We start from the raw sequence: 19,809 nt of genomic DNA on the forward strand, positions 1-19,809 counted from the left end.
AACTTGGCCAGGAAGGTATTGAAGCCCTTGGCGATCGAGCCCAGTTCGTCATTGCGGTCACTGCTCAAGCGACGGGTCAGGTCGCCTTCGCCCTGGGCGATGTCATCAAGCATGGTCACCATTTGCTTGAGCGGTCGGGCGATGCCGTGGCCCACCAGCCAGATCACCAGCAGGCCGAGGCCGGCGATGAGCAGGCCGACCATGGCCATGCCGAACGTGTCGGATTTGCGCTGGGCGTCGAGGTCGCCTTGCAGCTTTTGCAGATCGGCCATCACCGCGTCGAGCGGCAGTTGCAGCATCAGCGTCCAGCGCGCGTCGGTCTGGCCGATGCCGAACGGCAGGTACAGCTCGATCCGGCCTTGCTCTTTATTGACGGAATAGGTCACTTCGCCGCGCTTGAGGTTGGCCATGTTGGCAATCTGCTGGGCGTCGAGGATATCGCTGACCTTCTCGCCGAATTTGCTCGGGTCCTTGGTGTAGGCGACGATCCGGCCGTTGCCGCCGATCAGGGCCATTTGCCCGGCGCCGCCGTACAGCTTCTGGTTGGCGCCCAGGAGCATTTCCTGGATGAAGTTCACCGACAGGTCGGCGCCGACGATGCCCTGGAAGGCGCCGTTGAGCATGATCGGTTCAATAAAGGAGGCGAGCATGACGATCTTGTCGCCGACCTTGTACGGGGCGGGATCGATCACGCAGGATTTTTTGGTTTCTTTCGAGCACAGGTAGTACTCGCTGGCGCGTATGCCGGTGGACAGGACTTTCTGGTCATCGACGTCCACCAGTTTGTCCAGGCCGAGGGTGCCGTCGTCGTTGCGGAACCACCATGGCAGGAAGCGCCCGTTGGCAGGGTCGATACCGACCACACTAGTGCCGACGAAAGCCGCGTCATTGTGATCCAGCGCGTTCTTTTCCCAGCCGATGTAGGTGCCGAGAATCTTCGGGTTCTTCTCGACGTTTTCTTTGATCAGGCTGATCAGTTGCTCGCGGCTGACGGTCAGTCGCGGCTGGCCATCGGCGCCCGGCGTGCCGAGCAGGGCGTTGACCCGCACCAGTCCGCCGGCGATCAACAGCGGCGCTTCCAGTTCGCGCTGGATCTGGCTGACCTGGGTCTGTGCCAGCGAGGTCAGGCGCTGTTCGATGACTTGCTCGAACTGGGCCTGGGTCCGTTGCTGGACCATTTCCTGGGTGCGGGCACCGGAGAACAGCGCATACAGCACCAGCGCGGCGACTACGCTGAGTACGATGGCGCCGGCCAGGGCGGCCACGGAAAACTGGATCGACTTGAACTTCATGGGAGCTCCGCACGCGAGAGGACGTCTGCGCTGTTGTATCGGCAGCCGCTATTGCGCCATGAGGTTGCGGACGAGTAATTGCAGGCGGATGTCGCAAATGGACCCGTGCGCGACGCGGATGCGCAGGATTTGCCGGCGGGTATGAATTTTTTCCTACAGGTCAGAGGGCGTTTTCTGAAAGTGCGTGCAACACGTCCGTTGTATCTGGCGTCGATACAATTACCCGCCTAGGATACGCGGCAGGTTTTCAGGGAGCTTTTGAATGAACAAGACATTGGTTGTAAGTGCACTGAGCGCGGCGCTGTTGCTGGCCGGTTGTCAGTCGGTCAACACCACCAGCGGCGGTGCCGTGGGCGTGGAGCGCAAGCAGTACATGTTCAGCATGCTGTCCTCGCAAGAGGTCGACCAGATGTATGCCCAGTCCTATCAGAAGACCGTGGGCGAAGCGTCCAGCAAAGGCGTGCTGGACAAGACCAGCAACGATGCCAAGCGCATTCAGGCCATCGCCAACCGGCTGATCGCCCAGGCACCGAATTTCCGTCCGGATTCGGCGCAGTGGAAGTGGGAAGTGAACCTGATCAAGAGTGACGAACTCAACGCCAACTGCGGTCCTGGCGGCAAGATCATTTTCTACACCGGGCTGATCGACAGCCTGAAACTCACCGACGATGAAATCGCTGCGGTCATGGGCCATGAAATCGCCCACGCCCTGCGCGAGCACGGTCGTGAAGCAATGTCCAAGGCCTATGGCATCGAAATGGCCAAGCAGGGCGCCGGTGCGTTGCTCGGTCTGGGTCAGGACAGCCTGGCGCTGGCTGACACCGTGGCCAACTACGGCATGACGCTGCCCAACAGTCGCGCCAACGAAAACGAAGCCGACCTGATCGGCCTGGAACTGGCCGCACGTGCCGGCTACAACCCGAATGCCGCGATCACCCTGTGGAACAAGATGAGCAAGGCGTCCGAAGGTGCACCGCCAGAATTCATGAGCACTCACCCGGCGTCGTCCAGCCGGATCGCTTCCCTGGAAGCGGCAATTCCGAAGGTCATGCCGCTGTACGAGAAAGCGCCCAAGTCCTGAAACAATGATCGCTCCCGCACTGAGTGCGGGAGCGTTCTGCCGGATCAAACCCAGCCGCTGCTCTGCATCGCCTTGTACACCGCAACGATCGCCAGGATCAGGAACGCCGAGGCGGCCAGTCGACGGATCAGGGTCAACGGCAGTTTCTCTGCTGCAAAATTACCCGCCAGTACCACCGGCACGTTGGCGATCAGCATGCCCGCCGTGGTGCCGATAATCACCAGCCACAGCTCCGGGTATTGCGCGGCCAGCATCACCGTGGCGATCTGGGTCTTGTCGCCGATTTCCGCCAGGAAGAACGCGATCAGCGTGGTCAGGAATGGCCCGAACTTGCGGGCGGTGCTGGCTTCATCGTCATCCATCTTGTCCGGCACCAGCGTCCACAGGGCGGTGGCGGCGAAGCTCGCGGCGAGAATCCAGTGCAGGACGGAATCCGAGAAGAAGCTGCCGAACCAGGCGCCAACCGCACCGGCTGCTGCGTGGTTGGCCAGGGTCGCAGCGACGATACCGGCAATGATCGGCCAGGGTTTGCGGAAGCGAGCGGCGAGAATCAGCGCGAGCAGTTGCGTCTTGTCGCCGATTTCGGCCAAGGCAACGATTGCGGTGGGAACGAGTAACGAGTCCAGCATCAGGATTTCCTAAGGGGCGGGTCGACACGGCTATGACACGTACAGCCTTCCCGCCCCGGGTAAGGTGTGCGTGTCATAGGTCTTGTCAAACCCTGCGATCCGTCTGCTGCGGACGCTTGGGTCGCATACGCCATGATCTGAGGATCAAGTATGTTGACGTATGCCGGACGAGCTTGGCGCTCGTGGGAGACTACTCCCCTAGGACGGAGCGGATTCTGCCTAGGCCGAATCCATTCGGCAAGTGCTAATTTTTAGCCGCGCTTGGCCCGGTAAATCCGGAAACCATTGCCTTCGGCCTTGATCGCGCAGACTCCGAGATGCTCTTCGATCAACGGTTGATACTTCAGGAAGCTGTTCGCAACCAGGCGCAGTTCACCGCCGTTTTTCAGATGTTTGGCCGCTTTTCGCAGCAAGTTCTCGGTGGCGAAATAGTCGGTGTGAACGCCGACATGGAACGGCGGATTGCTCAAAATCGCGTTCAAACCCATCGGTGCGGCGTCGATGCCGTCACCGGTCAGCACATCGGCTTCCAGACCGTTGGCCGCCAGAGTCAAACGGCTGCTGGCGGCAGCGAAGGCGTCAACATCGAGCAACGTGACCTGATTGTGCGGGTAACGACGCTTGACCGCCGCGCCGAGCACGCCGGCGCCGCAACCGAAGTCCAGCAAATGTCCGCTCGGCAGTTTGTCCAGGTGTTCCAGCAGCAGGGCACTGCCGCGATCCAGTCGGCCGTGGCTGAATACGCCCGGCAGGCTGATGACCTTCAATGGGCCTTCGGCCAGCGGCAGTTCGTAAGTCTGCGCCAGGCTTTCCAGTGGTTTGGCTTGCGGGGCATTGGCCACGGTCACTTGCCACAATTGGCAATGGCGCGCGCTGTCGAGCTTGCGTGGTTTGCCGAACGGGTTGAGCTGTTTGGACGCGCCTTCGATGCCGCTGCGCTTTTCCCCGACCAGATACACCTCGCGCCCGGCCAGACGCGCAGCCACGGCATTGAGGATGTAATCGGTCAGGTCCTTGGCCTTGGGCAGGAACACCACGGCGCTGGTGAATTCGCGTTCCGGCACGTTTACGCCAAAATGGCTGCGACCTTCGAAACGCGCATCGAGTGCGGCCTGATCGCCGGCGTGCCAGCACCATCCAAACGCGTCGGGCAGACGCCCCAGCAAATCATCGGCAGGCAAACCGGCCAACAATACCGAACCCTGGAATAACTCGGCCTGACGAAGCAGTACTTCACTGCGCGGATCCATAACTGCTCCTGTGAAAAAAAGTGCCGCAGTTTATCAACTGACGACCCGCAGCGCCTTACCGCTGTAGAACGCCTGGGTGTTTTCCACCAGTTGGCCGACGATTCGTTGCCGCGCTTCGCGGCTGCCCCAGGCGTTGTGCGGCGTGACGATCAGGCGTGGGATGTCGACCGCCAGCAGCGGATTGCCGTTGGTCGGTGGTTCGATGCTCAGCACATCGGTGGCCGCGCCGCCCAGATGACCGCTGCGCAGGGCATCGGCCAGGGCCTGTTCGTCGATCAGCCCGCCACGGGCGGTATTGACCACGAAGGCGCCGGGTTTCATCGCGGCGAGTTCGCGGGCTCCGATGAAATGCCGGGTATGTTCGTTGAGCGGGCAGTGCAGGGTCAGGGCGTCGATCTGCGGCAGCAATTCTTCCAGCGGCAGGCGATCCGGACGGGCCGGGCGCCCCGGAATCTGCCCCAGCAACACGCGCATGCCGAAGGCTTCGGCCAGTCGCGCGACTGCGCCGCCGAGTTCACCGTGTCCGAGCAAACCCAGGGTTTTGCCTTCCAGCTCGACGATCGGGTAATCCAGCAGGCAGAACTGTTTCGCTTGTTGCCAGCGGCCCTCGCCGACGGCTTTTTGATAATCGGCCAGGCGCGTGGCGAGGTTGAGCAGCAGCATGATCGTGTGCTGCGCCACTGACGGCGTGCCGTAACCCTGACAGTTGCACACGGTGATGCCGTGGGCGCGGGCGGCGGCCAGATCGACGTTATTGGTGCCGGTGGCCGTGATCAGGATCAGTTTCAGCTGTGGGTTGGCGGCCATGGCGGCGGCGTCGATCAGGACCTTGTTGCTGATCGCCACGGTCGCCCCTTGCAGGCGGTCGCTCACTTGCCCAGGCAACGTCTGGGGGAACAGTTGCAGATCGCTGAAGCAGTCACGCAAAGGGCTCAGATCGAGATCGCCAAGATCCAGCGACGGGTGATCGAGGAATACGGCGCGGTGGGCGTTCGTCATCAACTGTACCTGTTGTGCTTTGAAGGGAAGGCGTAATCTGCCGAGCCTACCAGATGAAACAACTCGTTACGCTTGGCCGAAAGGAGCCCCCATGTACTGGACCGAATTCTTGACCGTTGCCCTGATCCACCTGTTGGCCGTCGCCAGCCCCGGTCCTGATTTCGCCGTGGTGGTGCGCGAGAGCGTGACCCACGGGCGTCGCGCCGGCACCTGGACGGCACTGGGCGTGGGCACGGCGATTTTCCTGCACGTCGGTTATTCGCTGCTGGGGATCGGCCTGATCGTTTCCCAATCGATCGTGCTGTTCAACGCTCTGAAATGGGCCGCCGCCGCTTATCTGCTGTACATCGGTTTCAAGGCCCTGCGTGCGCAACCGGCGAAAACCGTGACCGATGATCTGCACAAAGAGGCCGGCGAGCGCACCGCACGTGGCGCCTTCACCTCAGGCTTCGTGACCAACGGCCTGAACCCGAAAGCCACGCTGTTTTTCCTGTCGCTGTTCACCGTGGTGATCAACCCGCACACGCCACTGGCAGTGCAGGCCGGTTACGGCATTTACCTGGCGGCTGCGACTGCAACCTGGTTCTGCCTGGTGGCGATGCTGTTCAGCCAGCAGCGCGTGCGTGCCGGTTTCGCCCGCATGGGCCACTGGTTCGACCGCACCATGGGCGCGGTGCTGATCGCCATCGGCGTGAAACTCGCGTTCACCGAGATGCATTGATCCTTCTGAGCTGTCATCTGTTTCGGCAAATGCTGGCGCAAAGCTAGCATTTGTACGGCTCTGCAAATCATTCCTTTGGCTGATTTGGCTGACGTATAACGGTTCTAGAGTACGAAACTCCAAAGCCAACACCGTGCAGTCAGAAAAGGGATTCTTATGTTGCAGACTCGCGTTATTCCGCCCGCCGAAGGGGCGTACCAGTATCCACTGCTGATTAAACGGCTGCTGATGTCGGGCGCCCGTTACGAGAAAACCCGCGAGATCATCTACCGTGACCAGTTGCGCTACAGCTACCCGACCCTGATCGAGCGGGTCGCGCGGCTGGCCAACGTGCTGACGGCGGCCGGCGTAAAGGCCGGTGATACCGTGGCGGTGATGGACTGGGACAGCCATCGCTACCTCGAATGCATGTTTGCGATCCCGATGATCGGCGCGGTGATCCACACCATCAACGTGCGCCTGTCGCCGGAACAGATTCTCTACACCATGAACCACGCCGAGGACCGCTTCGTGCTGGTCAACAGCGAGTTCGTCGGGCTTTACCAGGCCATCGCGCCACACCTGGCCACGGTGGAGAAAACCCTGCTGCTGACCGATCTGCCGGAAAAAAGCGCCGATCTGCCGAACCTGGTGGGCGAGTACGAGCAACTGCTGGCGGCGGCGAGTCCGCTGTACGACTTCCAGGACTTCGACGAAAACTCGGTCGCCACAACGTTCTACACCACGGGCACCACCGGCAATCCGAAGGGCGTGTACTTCACCCATCGGCAACTGGTGCTGCACACCATGGGTGTGTCGACCATCATGGGCGCCATCGACAGCGTGCGGCTGCTGGGCACCAACGACGTGTACATGCCGATCACCCCGATGTTCCACGTGCATGCCTGGGGCCTGCCGTATGTGGCGACCATGCTCGGGCTCAAGCAGGTTTATCCGGGGCGTTACGACCCGGAATTTCTGGTCGAGCTGTGGCGCAAGGAAAAGGTCACGTTTTCCCACTGCGTGCCGACCATCCTGCAGATGGTTCTCAACGCCAAGGGCGCGCAAGACACCGATTTCGGCGGCTGGAAAATCGTCATCGGTGGCAGTGCGCTCAATCGCACGCTGTATGAAACGGCCAAGAGCAAGGGCATTCAACTGACGGCCGCGTATGGCATGTCGGAAACCGGGCCGTTGGTCTCTTGCGCGCATTTGAACGATGAGTTGATGGCGGGCACCGAAGACGAGCGCACTACTTACCGGATCAAGGCCGGCGTGCCGGGACCGTTGGTCGAGGCGGCGATCATCGACAGCGAGGGCAATTTCCTCCCGGCCGACGGTGAAACCCAAGGCGAACTGGTGCTGCGCGCACCGTGGCTGACCGAAGGCTATTTCAACGAACCGCAGAAGGGCGCCGAGCTGTGGGCCGGAGGCTGGTTGCACACCGGTGACGTCGCCACGATCGACAGCATGGGCGTGATCGACATCCGCGACCGGATCAAGGACGTGATCAAGACCGGCGGCGAATGGATTTCCTCGCTGGATCTCGAAGACCTGATCAGTCGCCATGTCGCGGTACGTGAAGTAGCAGTGGTGGGCATTGCCGATCCACAGTGGGGCGAGCGTCCATTTGCCTTGCTGGTGGTCCGCGAAGGGCATGCCATCGGGGCGCGCGAGCTCAAGGAACACCTCAAGCCATTCGTTGAATTGGGGCACTTGAGCAAGTGGGCGATCCCGAGCCAGATCGCGCTTGTTACTGAAATTCCCAAGACCAGTGTCGGCAAGCTCGACAAGAAGCGCATCCGCCTCGACATCACCGAATGGCAGGCCAACAACAGCACCTTCCTCTCGACGCTCTGAGCGTCCGCTGGCGCGCCGAAAACGGCGCGCCAGACCCACCAAGCAAGCGCTTGGCTTGTGAAATCCGAATTTTCAGCCATCCTTGCCGTGCCGACATGTGTCGGACTGGCGAAAGGACTGTTCCAGAGTGGCCGGCAGCTGCAAATCACACTTTAGAGGGATCAAGCAGTACCCCCTGCTGGCTATAGTCCGCTCAAGGATTTTTAAGAACGGGGCACACGCACTAACGGGGCGATGCAACATTGAAGCGATTTCGGTAAGCCTCTGGCGCCCGGTCCTTCAGGCGTTTTTAAAAGTACTCACTGCCATAACAATAATGCACATGGAGTAGCGTCGATGACCTCAGTAAACCAGTTCTGGCGCCGGGCAAAGCTGCCTCTGGCCGTCAGTCTTGCTTCTTCGCTCGCCGGGCCCGCTTTCGGCGTCAGTTTCAACGTCGGTGAAATCGAAGGCCAGTTCGACTCCTCCCTGTCGATCGGTGCCAGCTGGTCCACCCAGAGCCCGAACAAGAACCTCATCGGCGTCAACAACGGCGGCCACGGTCTGTCCCAGACTTCCGACGACGGCCATGCCAACTTCAAGAGCGGCGAGACCTTCTCGAAGATCTTCAAGGGCATCCATGACCTCGAGCTGAAATACGGCGACACCGGCGTGTTCGTCCGTGGCAAGTACTGGTACGACTTCGAACTGAAGGACGAGAGCCGCGAGTTCAAGGACATCAGCGACAGCAACCGCAAGGAAGGCGCCAAGTCCGCCGGCGGTCAGATCCTCGACGCCTTCGTCTACCACAACTACGCGATCGCCGATCAGCCAGGCTCCGTGCGTCTGGGCAAGCAGGTGGTGAGCTGGGGTGAAAGTACCTTCATCGGCGGCGGCATCAACTCGATCAACCCGATCGACGTTTCCGCGTTCCGTCGTCCGGGCGCCGAGATCAAGGAAGGCCTGATCCCGGTCAACATGTTCTATGTGTCCCAGAGCCTGACCGACAACCTGTCGGCCGAAGCTTTCTATCAGCTGGAGTGGGACCAGACCGTCGTCGACAACTGCGGCACGTTCTTCTCCCAGCCGGACATCATTGCCGATGGCTGCACCGACAACCTGCGCGTGCTGAACAAGCGCTCGCAGATCCCGGCCATTGCCCTGGGGCCATTGGCGGCCAACGGCGTCAACGTCAATGAAGAAGGTGTGCTGGTGCCGCGCGGCGCCGATCGCGATGCGCGCGACAGCGGCCAGTGGGGCGCGTCCCTCAAGTACATGTTCGAACCGCTGGACACCGAGTTCGGTGCCTACTTCATGAATTACCACAGCCGTGCGCCGATCTTCAGTGCCACTGGCGCGCCGCAATCGGTCTACAACGGCGTGGCCGCATTGCCAGGTCCGTTCCAGGCGCTCGGGCCTCTGCTGGTCGCCGGCAATTCGAAGTACTTCGTCGAATACCCAGAGGACATCCGCCTCTACGGTCTGAGCTTCTCCACCACCCTGCCTACCGGTACGGCGTGGAGCGGTGAGATCAGCTATCGCCCGAATGCGCCGGTACAACTGAACTCCACGGACATCCTGTTCGCCGGTGTGCGTCCATTGGGCGGCCCGTATGCCAACGCTTCGCTGCTCAACGGTGTGCCAGGCCAGGATCTGCATGGCTACGAGCGCAAGGAAATCACTCAACTGCAAACCACCTTCACGCACTTCTTCGATCAGGTCATGGGCGCTAGCCGTCTGACCCTGGTGGGTGAGGTGGGCATGACTTACGTGGGCGGTCTGGAAAGCCGGTCCGACAAGCGCTATGGCCGTGATCCGGTCTTCGGCCCGGGCGAATTGCCAGCCACCGGTACCACCAACACCTGCGTCAACATCCTCAACAACGGCACCATCAATGGCGCCGGACCTGGCTCACCGCAGAACAACCGTAGTCGCAATTGCGACAATGACGGTTTCACCACGTCGATGTCCTGGGGTTATCGCGGTCGTGCGATCTGGGAATACAACGATGTGTTCGCCGGCGTGAACCTCAAGCCGAACGTGGCCTGGTCCCACGACGTCAGCGGCTACTCGCCAGGCCCTGGCGGCAACTTCGAGGAAGGTCGCAAGGCTGTCAGCCTGGGTGTCGATGCCGAGTACCAGAACACCTACACCGCGAGCCTGGCCTACACCAACTTCTTCGACGGCAAGTACAGCACCGTGGATGACCGCGATTTCGTGGCGCTCAGCCTCGGCGTGAACTTCTAAGCACTGCATTTTCAGGACGAACGAATTTATGAAAATAACAAAAAGTCTGTTCCACGCCGGTGTTCTGGGCCTGTCGCTGCTGGCGACCGGCGTCATGGCGGCGGTGCCTGCCGCCGAAGCGGACAAGCTGGGCAAGAGCCTGACCCCGATGGGCGCCGAAATGGCCGGTAACGCGGACGGCTCGATCCCGGCCTGGAAACCGATGCCGAAGAATGCCGGCACCGTCGACAGCAAAGGCTTCCTGTCCGACCCGTACGCCAGTGAAAAGCCGCTCTTCACCATCACCAAGCAGAACGTCGATCAGTACAAAGCCAAGCTTGCGCCGGGTCAGTACGCGATGTTCCAGCGTTACCCTGACACCTTCAAGATGCCGGTCTATCCGTCTCATCGTGGTGCCACCGTGCCGGATGAGGTATTCGCCGCCATCAAGAAGAACGCCACCACCACGACCCTGGTGTCGGGTGGCAACGGCCTGGAAAACTTCGATACCGCCGTACCGTTCCCGATTCCGAAAAGCGGTGTGGAAGTCATCTGGAACCACATCACCCGCTATCGCGGCGGCAGCGTGACCCGTCTGGTGACCCAGGCCACGCCGCAACCGAACGGCTCGTTCAGCCTGGTGTACTTCCAGGACCAGTTCGTATTCCGCGACAAGATGAAGGACTACGATCCGGCGAACCCGGGCAACATCCTGTTCTACTTCAAGCAGAAAGTGACCGCGCCGGCACGTCTGGCCGGTGGCGTGCTGCTGGTGCACGAAACCCTCGACCAGGTGAAGGAACCGCGTTCGGCGTGGGTCTACAACGCCGGTCAGCGTCGTGTGCGCCGTGCACCGCAAGTGTCCTATGACGGCCCGGGTACCGCGGCGGACGGCCTGCGGACTTCCGACAACCTGGACATGTTCAACGGCGCACCGGACCGTTACGACTGGAAACTGATCGGCAAGCAAGAAATGTACATCGCCTCTGACAGCTACAAGCTCGACGATCCGAAGCTCAAGTACGCCGACATCATCAAGGCCGGGCACATCAACCAGGATCTGGCTCGTTATGAACTGCGTCGGGTCTGGCACGTGACCGCGACCCTGAAGGAAGGTCAGCGTCACATCTATGCCAAGCGCGACTTCTTCATCGACGAAGACACCTGGCAAGCGGCGGTGATCGATCACTACGACGGTCGTGGTCAATTGTGGCGCGTGGCGGAAGCTCACGCGCAGGACTACTACAACGTTCAGGTACCGTGGTACACCCTGGAGACCCTTTACGATCTGCAGTCCGGCCGTTACCTGGCGCTGGGCATGAAGAACGAAGAGAAGTCGGCGTATGACTTCGGTTTTACCGCCACCACCAGCGACTTCACTCCAGCCGCTCTGCGTCAGGATGGTGTTCGCTAAGCCCCTGTAAACCGAGGCCGCATCCTCGTGAAAACGCCCCGACAGGTTCGGGGCGTTTTTTTGTCTGTCGCTTTTTCCGTAGCCTTTTTGTAGCCATTTGTAGCAACGACCTTCATAACCGCTCCGTTTAAGGCTAGTCTGCGGGCATCTGCTACGCCGCCAACAGCCATACGAACAAGAGCCGGCCATGACTGATCTGTCCCCACTTCCGGGTCCCGCAAGCGTTGCCGTCGCGGCACTGGACGGACGTTTTTTTCGCCCGCCATTACCCGATGGCTACGTGCTGCGACCCCGTTTGTGCGAACGCCTTGGCGCCGGTCTCGGAGGGCGCCTGTTGCTGGTCAGCGCTCCGGCCGGGTTCGGCAAGAGCTCGCTGGCGGTGGAGTTCTGTCAGAGCCTGCCGGCGCACTGGCAAAGCCTTTGGTTGGGGCTGAGCCCGCGGGATAACGATCCGGGGCGGTTTCTCGAACGACTGCTCGAAGGCCTGCAGGACTACTTCCCGGAACTCGGCAGCCGCGCACTGGGGCTGCTGAAAATGCGTCAACGCCATCAACCGTTTGCCTTCGAAGAATGGCTGGACGGCCTGTTGGATGAGCTGACGCTGCATCTGCAACCCACGGCCCCGCTGCTGTTGGTACTGGATGACTACCATCTTGCTCAAGGGCCGGTGCTCGATCGTTGCCTGCAGTTTTTCCTCAATCATTTACCGGACGGCCTTGTGGTCATGGTCACCAGTCGGCAGCGCCCGGACTGGCACCTGGCCCGTCTGCGGCTGTCGCGCCAATTGCTGGAACTGCACGAACAGGATCTGCGCCTGACCCACGACGAAGCTCTGGCACTGCTTGATCGTCACAGCAGTTCCCTGCGCGGTGAAGCGCTGGAAAACCTGATCCAGCGCAGCGAAGGCTGGGTGGCCGGCCTGCGCTTCTGGCTGCTGGCAATTTCCGAAGTCGGCACCGAGTCGGCGTTGCCGCAAGCGCTGAACGGCGGGGAAGGGCTGATCCGCGAATACCTGCTGGAGGAAGTCATCGATTGCCTGCCCGCCGAGGTGCAGGCGTTTCTTTATGACACCGCACCGCAGGAGCGCTTTTGCAGCGAGTTGTGTGACGCGGTGCGTGAGGCCCATGACAGCGCCGAAATCCTGCGTTTCCTGCTGGCGCATCAGGTGTTCCTGGTGCCGCTGGACGAGCACGGGCACTGGTACCGTTATCACCACCTGTTTTCCGACCTGTTGCGCAGCCGGCCTATCGCCCGGGCACTGGTCCCCGCCGCGACGCTGCATCTGCGCGCCTGCCGCTGGTTCAACGCCCAGGGCCTGCTGGATGAAGCCGTCGAGCAGGCCTTGCGCGCGGGGCATCTGGACGTCGCGGCCAATCTGGTACAAAACCTCTCCGAGGAGCAACTGCTGGCCGAGCAGAACGTCGGCATGCTGCTGCGCTGGAAAATGGACTTGCCTGACAGCCTGCTGATCAGCACCCCGCGCCTGATTGTGTTGTACAGCTGGGCGTTGGGGCTTGCCTGTCAGCTAGATGCGGCCGAAGAACTGGCCAGCCATTTGAGCCGGTTTCTGCCAGCACCCTCGGCCACCGCACAGAAATCGATGCTGGCCCAATGGCTGGCGCTCAAGGGCATCATCGCCCGTGGGCGAGGCCATCGCGAGCAGACCATCGAGTATTGCAGCGAGGCACTGGAAAGCCTGCCGGCCAAGCGTTACGGCCAGCGCCTGATGTGCCTGTCGACCTTGTCCAACCTGGCAATTGCCGACGGCGATCTGTGGCGCGCACGGGGTCTGAACCGCGAGTCGCTTGAGCTGGCGCAGCGGGTCGGCAATCCCTTGTTCGAGGCGTTGGCGCATTATGATCGTGCCCGCGTCCTGCAGGCGCGCGGCGAAATCCTGCGCGCGCTCGATGAAGTGCGCCAAGGGCTGGAGCGCCTGCGCGGATTGTCTGCACAGCGTTTGTACGCCGTGCGTGCGCGCCTGACGCTGTATGAGGGTTTTCTGCTGGCCATGCGATTGCAGCCCGAAGCGGCGCGCCAGCGATTACAGGCGGGTTTGAGCGAAGCTCGGGCCTGTCGGGATATCAGCGTGTTGATCGGCCATTGCGTCATCGCCCGACTTGACGGCAGCAGCGGCGACTACGCACGGGCCTTCGCCGAGCTGGCCGAAGCCGAACGCCTGATGCACATCTGGGACGTCCCGCCAATTTACTACCTGGCGATGATCACCCTGGTCAAATGCGAATTGTGGCTGGCGCAGGGGCGCATCGATCTGGCCGAAGCGTGGCTGGCACGACTGGGGCAGACCTACACGGGCGAACGTGCAGCGGCTCCGCCGGAATTTCATCCGCAGCTGCCGTTGCATGTCGAGTTGCAGCAGGCGTTGCTGGATGTCATTCAGGGGCAGCCGATGCTCGCTGAAGGGCGGTTGAATGTCCTCCTGGAAAACGGTCAGCAGACCGGGAGGCAATTGTTGAGCGTGATGGCGTTGACGCAAAAGGTTTCACTGCTGCTGGCCGGTGGCCGCGAACCTGAGGCCCGCAAGGCTTTGGCTCAGGCATTGGAAGCGGCGTCCGGCGGTGTCCTGCAGCCTTTCGATCTACTCATCAAAGAGCATGCAGACTGGTTGCGCGGGCAACTGTCACTGACTGCACCGGCAGCCGTCGGTCAGCAATTGCTTGAGCAATTCCCTCAGACCCAGGCTCGCCCCACTGCGGAGTCTGCCGCTACCGAACAGCTCAGCAGCCGTGAACTGGCGGTGCTGCGTCTGATCGCTCAGGGTTGCTCGAATCAGGAAATCAGCGATCAACTGTTCATCTCTCTGCACACCGTGAAAACCCATGCCAGTCACATCAACAGCAAGCTGGGTGTGGAGCGGCGCACGCAGGCGGTGGCGCGGGCGAAAGAGTTGGGAGTGTTGAACTGAATCTGCTGTTTTGCGCTGTGTCGTCATCCTGCGAGCCAACAACGTAAAATGGCGCAAATCAGCCTTTGCGCATTGTTTCGAATGTCTTTTCAGGATCCCCCATGACCGCTGCAAATCCCGCGCTCATTCGCGAAACCTTCCCCGTCGGCCCCCTTCAGTGCAACTGCACGATCATCGGCGACCCGATCACCAAAAAAGCCATCGTCGTCGACCCGGGCGGCAACCCTGACCTGATCATGGCCCGGCTCGATGCGCTGGGCCTTAAAGTGGTCAGCATCATTCACACCCACGCGCACCTCGATCACTTCCTGGCTTCCGGCCAGATGAAAGAGAAGACCGGCGCCACCTTGCATCTGCACAAGGAAGACCAGTTTCTCTGGGACAACCTCGAGATGCAGTGCCAGATGTTCGGCGTGCCCTACACCCCCGTGCCGTCACCGGATCGCTGGTTGAGCGACGATGAAGAGCTGGCCTGTGGCTGTGGCGTGGCACTGCACACACCGGGGCATACGCCAGGTTCCATGAGCTTCTGGTTTTCCGAGGCTAAGCTGTTGATTGCCGGCGACACGTTGTTTCGTCGCGGAGTAGGGCGCACGGATTTGTGGGGCGGCGATCAGGCGACCATCGTGCGATCGATCAAGCAGCGGCTGTACACCCTGGATGAAGACGCGACTGTCGTGGCCGGGCATGGTCCGGATACGCGTCTTGGAGATGAAATGCGCGAGAACCCGTTTGTGCGTGCCTAAACATTTTGTCACGGGTGTGCAGCGGAATTTTTGTGCATTGTCATGATCCAACGCCCGCACGGGCCAGTTGCCAATGGCCGCTGCACCACAGAATGCAAAATGTAGGAGCTCTCCATGTTCACCACGCGTCGTTTGATTATTGTCGCTACTGCCGTGGCCGTCTTGTCCGGCTGCGCCTCGCCCAACCCGTATGACAATCAGGGTCAGGCCGACGGTGGCTCCCAGGGCATGAGCAAAACCGCCAAGTACGGTGGCCTCGGAGCACTGGCCGGCGCGCTGGCCGGTGCCGCCATCGACCACAACAACCGCGGCAAGGGAGCGCTGATTGGCGCAGCTGTCGTCGGTGCCTCGGCCGCCGGTTACGGCTACTACGCCGACCAGCAGGAGAAAAAACTGCGCGCCAGCATGGCCAACACCGGGGTTGAAGTGCAGCGTCAGGGCGATCAGATCAAGCTGATCATGCCGGGCAATATCACCTTCGCCACCGATTCGGCGAACATCGCTCCCAGCTTCTATCAGCCGTTGAACAACCTGGCCAACTCGCTCAAAGAGTTCAACCAGAACCAGATCGAAATCGTCGGCTACACCGACAGCACTGGCAGCCGTCAGCACAACATGGACCTGTCCCAGCGTCGTGCGCAGAGTGTGGCGACCTACCTGACGTCGCAAGGTGTCAGCGGTGCCAACCTGAGCGCCCGCGGTGCCGGTCCGGATAATCCGATCGCCAGCAACGGTGATGTCAATGGCCGCGCGCAGAACCGTCGCGTCGAGGTCAACCTCAAGGCAATCCCGGGCCAGCAGTACGGTGGCCAGCAACAGCCGGGCACCGTTCAGCAATACCCGTAACCGTCAGGTACAAAAAAGCCCCCGGACAAGTGATTGTCCGGGGGCTTTTTGTTGGCGCGAAGGCTGATTACTTCTTCAGGCCGTAATGCTCGTCGAGCATGCCCGGCGAGTTCGGGGTCTTCGGCGCGTAATCACGCGGCGGTTCCTGATCCCGTGGCGGCGTCAGGCGTTCCCGTGGGGCCTGTGCTGCCTCGGAGTGCAAAGAAGCCAACAGGCGTTGACGAGTCTGCTCGTCCAGGGCCAGGCGGTTGGCGCCCTCGGCGAGGTGGTCCTGCACTTCCTGATAGCTCTGGGTCAGTTTCTTGACCAGATTGGCGGTGCTGTTGAAGTGGGTCACCACTTCGTTCTGATAACTGTCGAAACGTTCCTGAATATCATCCAGTTGACGCTGCGTGCGGCTGGGCGCGGCGTTCGGCGCAACGCGAGCGATCAGGAAACCAATGGCGACACCCACAACCAGGGCAAGAGTCGGTAACAACCAAACTAAGAGCGAGTGTTCCACGAGTCCTTCCTCTATAAACGGCTTTGCTTTACGTTAACGGCTCGAACCTGCGCTGTATACCGCGATTCACTCGCAATAGACTGGCACAGACAATTTGCTAGACGAGTCGACCCGATCCGAGGTCACGGAGTTCCTTCCTTGCTGATGCGTGAAACCCCTGTAGTGATTGATGGCCCGGTGGGTCAACTTGAGTCTTTGTACCTGGACAATGAGCAGCCGCGAGGCATCGCGCTGATCTGCCATCCCAACCCGGTGCAGGGCGGCACCATGCTCAACAAGGTCGTCTCGACCCTGCAGCGCACCGCGCGCGATGCCGGCCTGATCACCTTGCGCTTCAACTATCGCGGCGTCGGTGCCAGCGAAGGCTCTCATGACATGGGCACGGGTGAGGTCGACGACGCCCAGGCTGCCGCCGCATGGCTGCTGGACAAACATCCGGGTCTGCCACTGACCCTGTTCGGTTTCTCCTTCGGTGGATTTGTTGCAGCAAGTCTCGGCGGCCGTCTCGAAGCCCAAGGCATCACGCTCAAGCACTTGTTCATGGTCGCACCGGCGGTGATGCGCCTGGGCGAGCAGGATCAACTGCCGCAGCAGGGCGAACTGACCGTAATCCAGCCGGAAACCGACGAAGTGATCGAGCCGCAGCGGGTCTACGACTGGTCCGACAAACTCCAGCGCCCCCATGAGCTGCTGAAAGTGGCAGAATGCGGACACTTTTTTCATGGCAAGCTGACCGATCTCAAGGATCTGATCCTGCCGCGTCTCTCGAATTGATTGCAGTCTGACAAGCGATTACCCATGACGAACCGTACCCGCATCCTCACCGGCATCACCACCACCGGCACCCCGCACCTGGGCAACTACGCCGGTGCCATTCGCCCGGCGATTCTCGCCAGCCGCGACAGCAATGCCGATTCGTTCTACTTCCTGGCCGACTATCATGCCTTGATCAAATGCGATGACCCGCTGCGCATTCAGCGCTCGCGTCTGGAAATCGCCGCGACCTGGCTGGCCGGTGGCCTGGATGTGGATCGCGTGACCTTCTATCGTCAGTCCGACATCCCGGAAATCCCCGAGCTGACCTGGCTGCTGACGTGTGTCGCGGCCAAGGGCCTGCTCAACCGTGCCCACGCCTACAAGGCTTCGGTGGACAAGAACCTCGAGACCGGCGAAGACCCGGATGCCGGCATCACCATGGGCTTGTACAGCTATCCGGTGCTGATGGCGGCCGACATCCTGATGTTCAACGCACACAAGGTGCCGGTCGGTCGCGACCAGATCCAGCATGTGGAAATGGCTCGTGACATCGGCCAGCGCTTCAACCACCTGTTCGGCCAGGGCAAGGAGTTCTTCACCATGCCCGAAGCGCTGATCGAAGAAAGCGTTGCCACGCTGCCGGGCCTGGACGGTCGCAAGATGTCCAAGAGCTACGACAACACCATTCCGCTGTTCTCCAGCGCCAAGGAAATGAAGGACGCGATCTCGCGGATCGTCACCGACTCCCGCGCGCCGGGCGAAGCGAAAGATCCGGACAACTCGCACCTGTTCACCCTGTTCCAGGCTTTCTCCACGCCGGCGCAGGCCGACGAGTTCCGCAGCGAACTGCTGGGTGGTCTGGGCTGGGGCGAGGCGAAGAACCGTCTGTTCCAGTTGCTCGATAACGAGCTGGGCGAGTCCCGCGAGCGTTATCACCAGTTGATCGAGCGTCCGGCCGATCTGGAAGACATCCTGCAACACGGTGCCAAAAAGGCCCGTGCGGTGGCGACGCCGTTCCTCAACGAGCTGCGCGAAGCGGTCGGCCTGCGCTCCTTCGTCAATCAGGTTCAGGTGACCGCGACCACCAAGAAGAAAGCCGCTAAAGCCGCACGTTTCGTCAGTTTCCGCGAAGACGACGGCAGCTTCCGTTTCCGTCTGTTGGCGGCCGATGGCGAGCAACTGCTGCTGTCGCGCAACTTCGCCGACGGCAAGACCGCCGGTCAGGTGACCAAGCAGCTGCAGTCGGGTCAGGCACTGGATGTGCGCAGCGAAGACCTGAGTTTCAGTGTCTGGCTGGAAGGCGAGTGTGTCGGCGACAGCCCGGCGTTTGCCGACGTGGCAGCGCGGGACGCGGCCGTCGAGGCCTTGCGGATCGCTCTGACACCGGTTCAGGAATAATCAACGGGCCGGCCCGACCAAGGGCCGATTGCCATTCCCACGGGCCATCGCTACAGTGACGGCCCGTTTTTGTTGCCTTGCTAACGAATTATGACGCCCCTAGAACGATATCAAGCTGATCTGAAACGCCCGGACTTCTTCCACGATGCGGCGCAGGAAACTGCCGTGCGTCATCTGCAACGCCTGTACGACGACCTGATCGCGGCCGAGCAGAACAAGCCGGGTTTGCTGGGCAAGCTGTTTGGCAAAAAGGATCAGACGCCGGTCAAGGGTCTGTACTTCTGGGGCGGCGTGGGTCGTGGCAAGACTTACCTGGTGGACACCTTCTTCGAAGCGCTGCCATTCAAGGAAAAGACCCGCACTCACTTCCACCGCTTCATGAAGCGCGTGCACGAAGAGATGAAAACCCTCGGCGGCGAGAAAAACCCGCTGACCATCATCGCCAAGCGTTTCGCGACGGAATCGCGGGTCATCTGTTTTGATGAATTCTTCGTCTCCGACATCACCGACGCCATGATCCTCGGCACGCTGATGGAAGAACTGTTCAAGAACGGCGTAACGCTGGTTGCCACTTCGAACATCGTGCCGGACGGTCTGTACAAGGATGGCCTGCAGCGCGCGCGCTTCTTGCCGGCCATCGCGCTGATCAAGCAGAACACCGAGATCGTCAACGTCGACAGCGGCGTCGACTACCGTCTGCGCCACCTCGAACAAGCGGAACTGTTCCACTTTCCGCTCGACGAAGTTGCCCACGAAAGCCTGCGCAAGAGCTTCCGCGCACTGACGCCGGAATGCACCGCCGCCGTGGAAAACGATGTGCTGATCATCGAAAACCGCGAAATCCGTGCCCTGCGTACTTGCGATGACGTGGCCTGGTTCGACTTCCGCGAGCTGTGCGATGGCCCGCGCAGCCAGAACGACTACATCGAGCTGGGCAAGATCTTCCACGCCGTGCTGCTCAGTGGCGTGGAGCAGATGAGCGTCACTACCGACGACATCGCCCGACGCTTCATCAACATGGTCGACGAGTTCTACGACCGTAACGTCAAACTGATCATTTCTGCCGAAGTCGAGTTGAAAGACCTGTACACCGGCGGACGCCTGACGTTCGAGTTCCAGCGTACCCTCAGCCGTCTGCTGGAGATGCAATCGCACGAATTCCTGTCCCGGGCACACAAGCCTTAAGCGGAATCGGCAAACAAAAAGGC

Annotated in this window: 15 protein-coding genes, 1 pseudogene and 1 riboswitch; of the genes and pseudogenes, 11 read left to right on the top strand and 5 right to left on the bottom strand. The window is 61.0% G+C overall.

Going from position 1 to position 19,809, the window contains the following annotated elements; translation table 11 throughout:
• Window positions 1-5: 5 nt before the first annotated feature.
• Window positions 6-1,292 (bottom strand): annotated as a pseudogene (locus MKZ87_RS29010) (HAMP domain-containing protein); the annotation flags it as partial.
• Between the two features lie 262 nt (window positions 1,293-1,554).
• Between MKZ87_RS29010 and MKZ87_RS11795 the strand changes: the two are divergent.
• The gene (locus MKZ87_RS11795; protein WP_085700865.1) at window positions 1,555-2,373 is read left to right on the top strand and encodes a M48 family metallopeptidase; all 819 of its coding nucleotides are present in this window, start codon (window positions 1,555-1,557) and stop codon (window positions 2,371-2,373) included.
• Between the two features lie 44 nt (window positions 2,374-2,417).
• Here MKZ87_RS11795 and MKZ87_RS11800 read toward each other — a convergent pair whose 3' ends face one another.
• The 3 genes from MKZ87_RS11800 to MKZ87_RS11810 all read right to left on the bottom strand — a co-directional run bounded on the left by MKZ87_RS11800 (window position 2,418) and on the right by MKZ87_RS11810 (window position 5,251).
• On the bottom strand, window positions 2,418-3,002 hold the full coding sequence (locus MKZ87_RS11800) for a TMEM165/GDT1 family protein (RefSeq protein ID WP_007956837.1): 585 nt from the start codon (window positions 3,000-3,002) through the stop codon (window positions 2,418-2,420).
• Between the two features lie 88 nt (window positions 3,003-3,090).
• Window positions 3,091-3,213, bottom strand: a riboswitch (yybP-ykoY riboswitch).
• Window positions 3,214-3,253: 40 nt separating this feature from the next.
• Window positions 3,254-4,252 (bottom strand): class I SAM-dependent methyltransferase, encoded by a 999-nt coding sequence (locus MKZ87_RS11805; RefSeq protein ID WP_227233512.1) that lies wholly within the window; start codon window positions 4,250-4,252, stop codon window positions 3,254-3,256.
• Between the two features lie 33 nt (window positions 4,253-4,285).
• Window positions 4,286-5,251: a 2-hydroxyacid dehydrogenase gene (locus MKZ87_RS11810; protein ID WP_234205977.1), complete on the bottom strand. Its 966-nt coding sequence runs from the start codon at window positions 5,249-5,251 to the stop codon at window positions 4,286-4,288.
• A gap of 91 nt (window positions 5,252-5,342) precedes the next feature.
• Here MKZ87_RS11810 and MKZ87_RS11815 point away from each other — a divergent pair, with 91 nt between their 5' ends.
• The 7 genes from MKZ87_RS11815 (at window position 5,343) to MKZ87_RS11845 (ending at window position 15,945) form a co-directional block, all read left to right on the top strand.
• The gene (locus tag MKZ87_RS11815) at window positions 5,343-5,972 is read left to right on the top strand and encodes a LysE family translocator (protein WP_085700862.1); all 630 of its coding nucleotides are present in this window, start codon (window positions 5,343-5,345) and stop codon (window positions 5,970-5,972) included.
• A gap of 156 nt (window positions 5,973-6,128) precedes the next feature.
• Window positions 6,129-7,811 (top strand): fatty acid--CoA ligase, encoded by a 1,683-nt coding sequence (locus tag MKZ87_RS11820; protein ID WP_266200954.1) that lies wholly within the window; start codon window positions 6,129-6,131, stop codon window positions 7,809-7,811.
• 336 nt (window positions 7,812-8,147) lie between these two features.
• Window positions 8,148-10,037, top strand: coding sequence for a DUF1302 domain-containing protein (locus tag MKZ87_RS11825; RefSeq protein WP_085700860.1), 1,890 nt, complete (start codon window positions 8,148-8,150; stop codon window positions 10,035-10,037).
• Window positions 10,038-10,065: 28 nt separating this feature from the next.
• Window positions 10,066-11,430, top strand: a complete 1,365-nt coding sequence (locus tag MKZ87_RS11830; RefSeq protein WP_085700859.1) for a DUF1329 domain-containing protein — start codon at window positions 10,066-10,068, stop codon at window positions 11,428-11,430.
• A 187-nt stretch (window positions 11,431-11,617) separates the two neighbouring features.
• Window positions 11,618-14,353, top strand: a complete 2,736-nt coding sequence (locus tag MKZ87_RS11835; protein ID WP_227233509.1) for a LuxR C-terminal-related transcriptional regulator — start codon at window positions 11,618-11,620, stop codon at window positions 14,351-14,353.
• A gap of 101 nt (window positions 14,354-14,454) precedes the next feature.
• The gene (locus MKZ87_RS11840; protein WP_085745362.1) at window positions 14,455-15,099 is read left to right on the top strand and encodes an MBL fold metallo-hydrolase; all 645 of its coding nucleotides are present in this window, start codon (window positions 14,455-14,457) and stop codon (window positions 15,097-15,099) included.
• A gap of 114 nt (window positions 15,100-15,213) precedes the next feature.
• Window positions 15,214-15,945: an OmpA family protein gene (locus MKZ87_RS11845; protein ID WP_085700856.1), complete on the top strand. Its 732-nt coding sequence runs from the start codon at window positions 15,214-15,216 to the stop codon at window positions 15,943-15,945.
• A 67-nt stretch (window positions 15,946-16,012) separates the two neighbouring features.
• Here MKZ87_RS11845 and MKZ87_RS11850 read toward each other — a convergent pair whose 3' ends face one another.
• Window positions 16,013-16,447: a YhcB family protein gene (locus tag MKZ87_RS11850; RefSeq protein WP_039766275.1), complete on the bottom strand. Its 435-nt coding sequence runs from the start codon at window positions 16,445-16,447 to the stop codon at window positions 16,013-16,015.
• A gap of 144 nt (window positions 16,448-16,591) precedes the next feature.
• On the opposite strand from MKZ87_RS11850, the gene MKZ87_RS11855 reads away from it, so the two are divergent.
• The 3 genes from MKZ87_RS11855 to zapE all read left to right on the top strand — a co-directional run bounded on the left by MKZ87_RS11855 (window position 16,592) and on the right by zapE (window position 19,786).
• Window positions 16,592-17,221 (top strand): alpha/beta hydrolase, encoded by a 630-nt coding sequence (locus MKZ87_RS11855; protein WP_085700926.1) that lies wholly within the window; start codon window positions 16,592-16,594, stop codon window positions 17,219-17,221.
• Between the two features lie 24 nt (window positions 17,222-17,245).
• Entirely contained in the window at window positions 17,246-18,601 is a 1,356-nt protein-coding gene (locus MKZ87_RS11860) for a tryptophan--tRNA ligase (RefSeq protein ID WP_085701790.1), read from the top strand.
• Window positions 18,602-18,691: 90 nt separating this feature from the next.
• Window positions 18,692-19,786 (top strand): cell division protein ZapE, encoded by a 1,095-nt coding sequence (gene zapE / locus MKZ87_RS11865; protein ID WP_085700854.1) that lies wholly within the window; start codon window positions 18,692-18,694, stop codon window positions 19,784-19,786.
• The last annotated feature ends 23 nt before the right edge of the window (window positions 19,787-19,809 follow it).

This window comes from Pseudomonas sp. MCal1, from assembly GCF_026341415.1.
Lineage (GTDB): Bacteria > Pseudomonadota > Gammaproteobacteria > Pseudomonadales > Pseudomonadaceae > Aquipseudomonas.

What these genes read in the sequence shown, in the direction of transcription:
- MKZ87_RS11795 (WP_085700865.1), top strand. Translation starts at nt 1,555, where the DNA reads ATGAACAAGACATTGGTTGTAAGTGCACTGAGCGCGGCGCTGTTGCTG.
- MKZ87_RS11800 (WP_007956837.1), bottom strand. Translation starts at nt 3,002, where the DNA reads ATGCTGGACTCGTTACTCGTTCCCACCGCAATCGTTGCCTTGGCCGAA.
- MKZ87_RS11805 (WP_227233512.1), bottom strand. Translation starts at nt 4,252, where the DNA reads ATGGATCCGCGCAGTGAAGTACTGCTTCGTCAGGCCGAGTTATTCCAG.
- MKZ87_RS11810 (WP_234205977.1), bottom strand. Translation starts at nt 5,251, where the DNA reads ATGACGAACGCCCACCGCGCCGTATTCCTCGATCACCCGTCGCTGGAT.
- MKZ87_RS11815 (WP_085700862.1), top strand. Translation starts at nt 5,343, where the DNA reads ATGTACTGGACCGAATTCTTGACCGTTGCCCTGATCCACCTGTTGGCC.
- MKZ87_RS11820 (WP_266200954.1), top strand. Translation starts at nt 6,129, where the DNA reads ATGTTGCAGACTCGCGTTATTCCGCCCGCCGAAGGGGCGTACCAGTAT.
- MKZ87_RS11825 (WP_085700860.1), top strand. Translation starts at nt 8,148, where the DNA reads ATGACCTCAGTAAACCAGTTCTGGCGCCGGGCAAAGCTGCCTCTGGCC.
- MKZ87_RS11830 (WP_085700859.1), top strand. Translation starts at nt 10,066, where the DNA reads ATGAAAATAACAAAAAGTCTGTTCCACGCCGGTGTTCTGGGCCTGTCG.
- MKZ87_RS11835 (WP_227233509.1), top strand. Translation starts at nt 11,618, where the DNA reads ATGACTGATCTGTCCCCACTTCCGGGTCCCGCAAGCGTTGCCGTCGCG.
- MKZ87_RS11840 (WP_085745362.1), top strand. Translation starts at nt 14,455, where the DNA reads ATGACCGCTGCAAATCCCGCGCTCATTCGCGAAACCTTCCCCGTCGGC.
- MKZ87_RS11845 (WP_085700856.1), top strand. Translation starts at nt 15,214, where the DNA reads ATGTTCACCACGCGTCGTTTGATTATTGTCGCTACTGCCGTGGCCGTC.
- MKZ87_RS11855 (WP_085700926.1), top strand. Translation starts at nt 16,592, where the DNA reads ATGCGTGAAACCCCTGTAGTGATTGATGGCCCGGTGGGTCAACTTGAG.
- MKZ87_RS11860 (WP_085701790.1), top strand. Translation starts at nt 17,246, where the DNA reads ATGACGAACCGTACCCGCATCCTCACCGGCATCACCACCACCGGCACC.
- zapE (WP_085700854.1), top strand. Translation starts at nt 18,692, where the DNA reads ATGACGCCCCTAGAACGATATCAAGCTGATCTGAAACGCCCGGACTTC.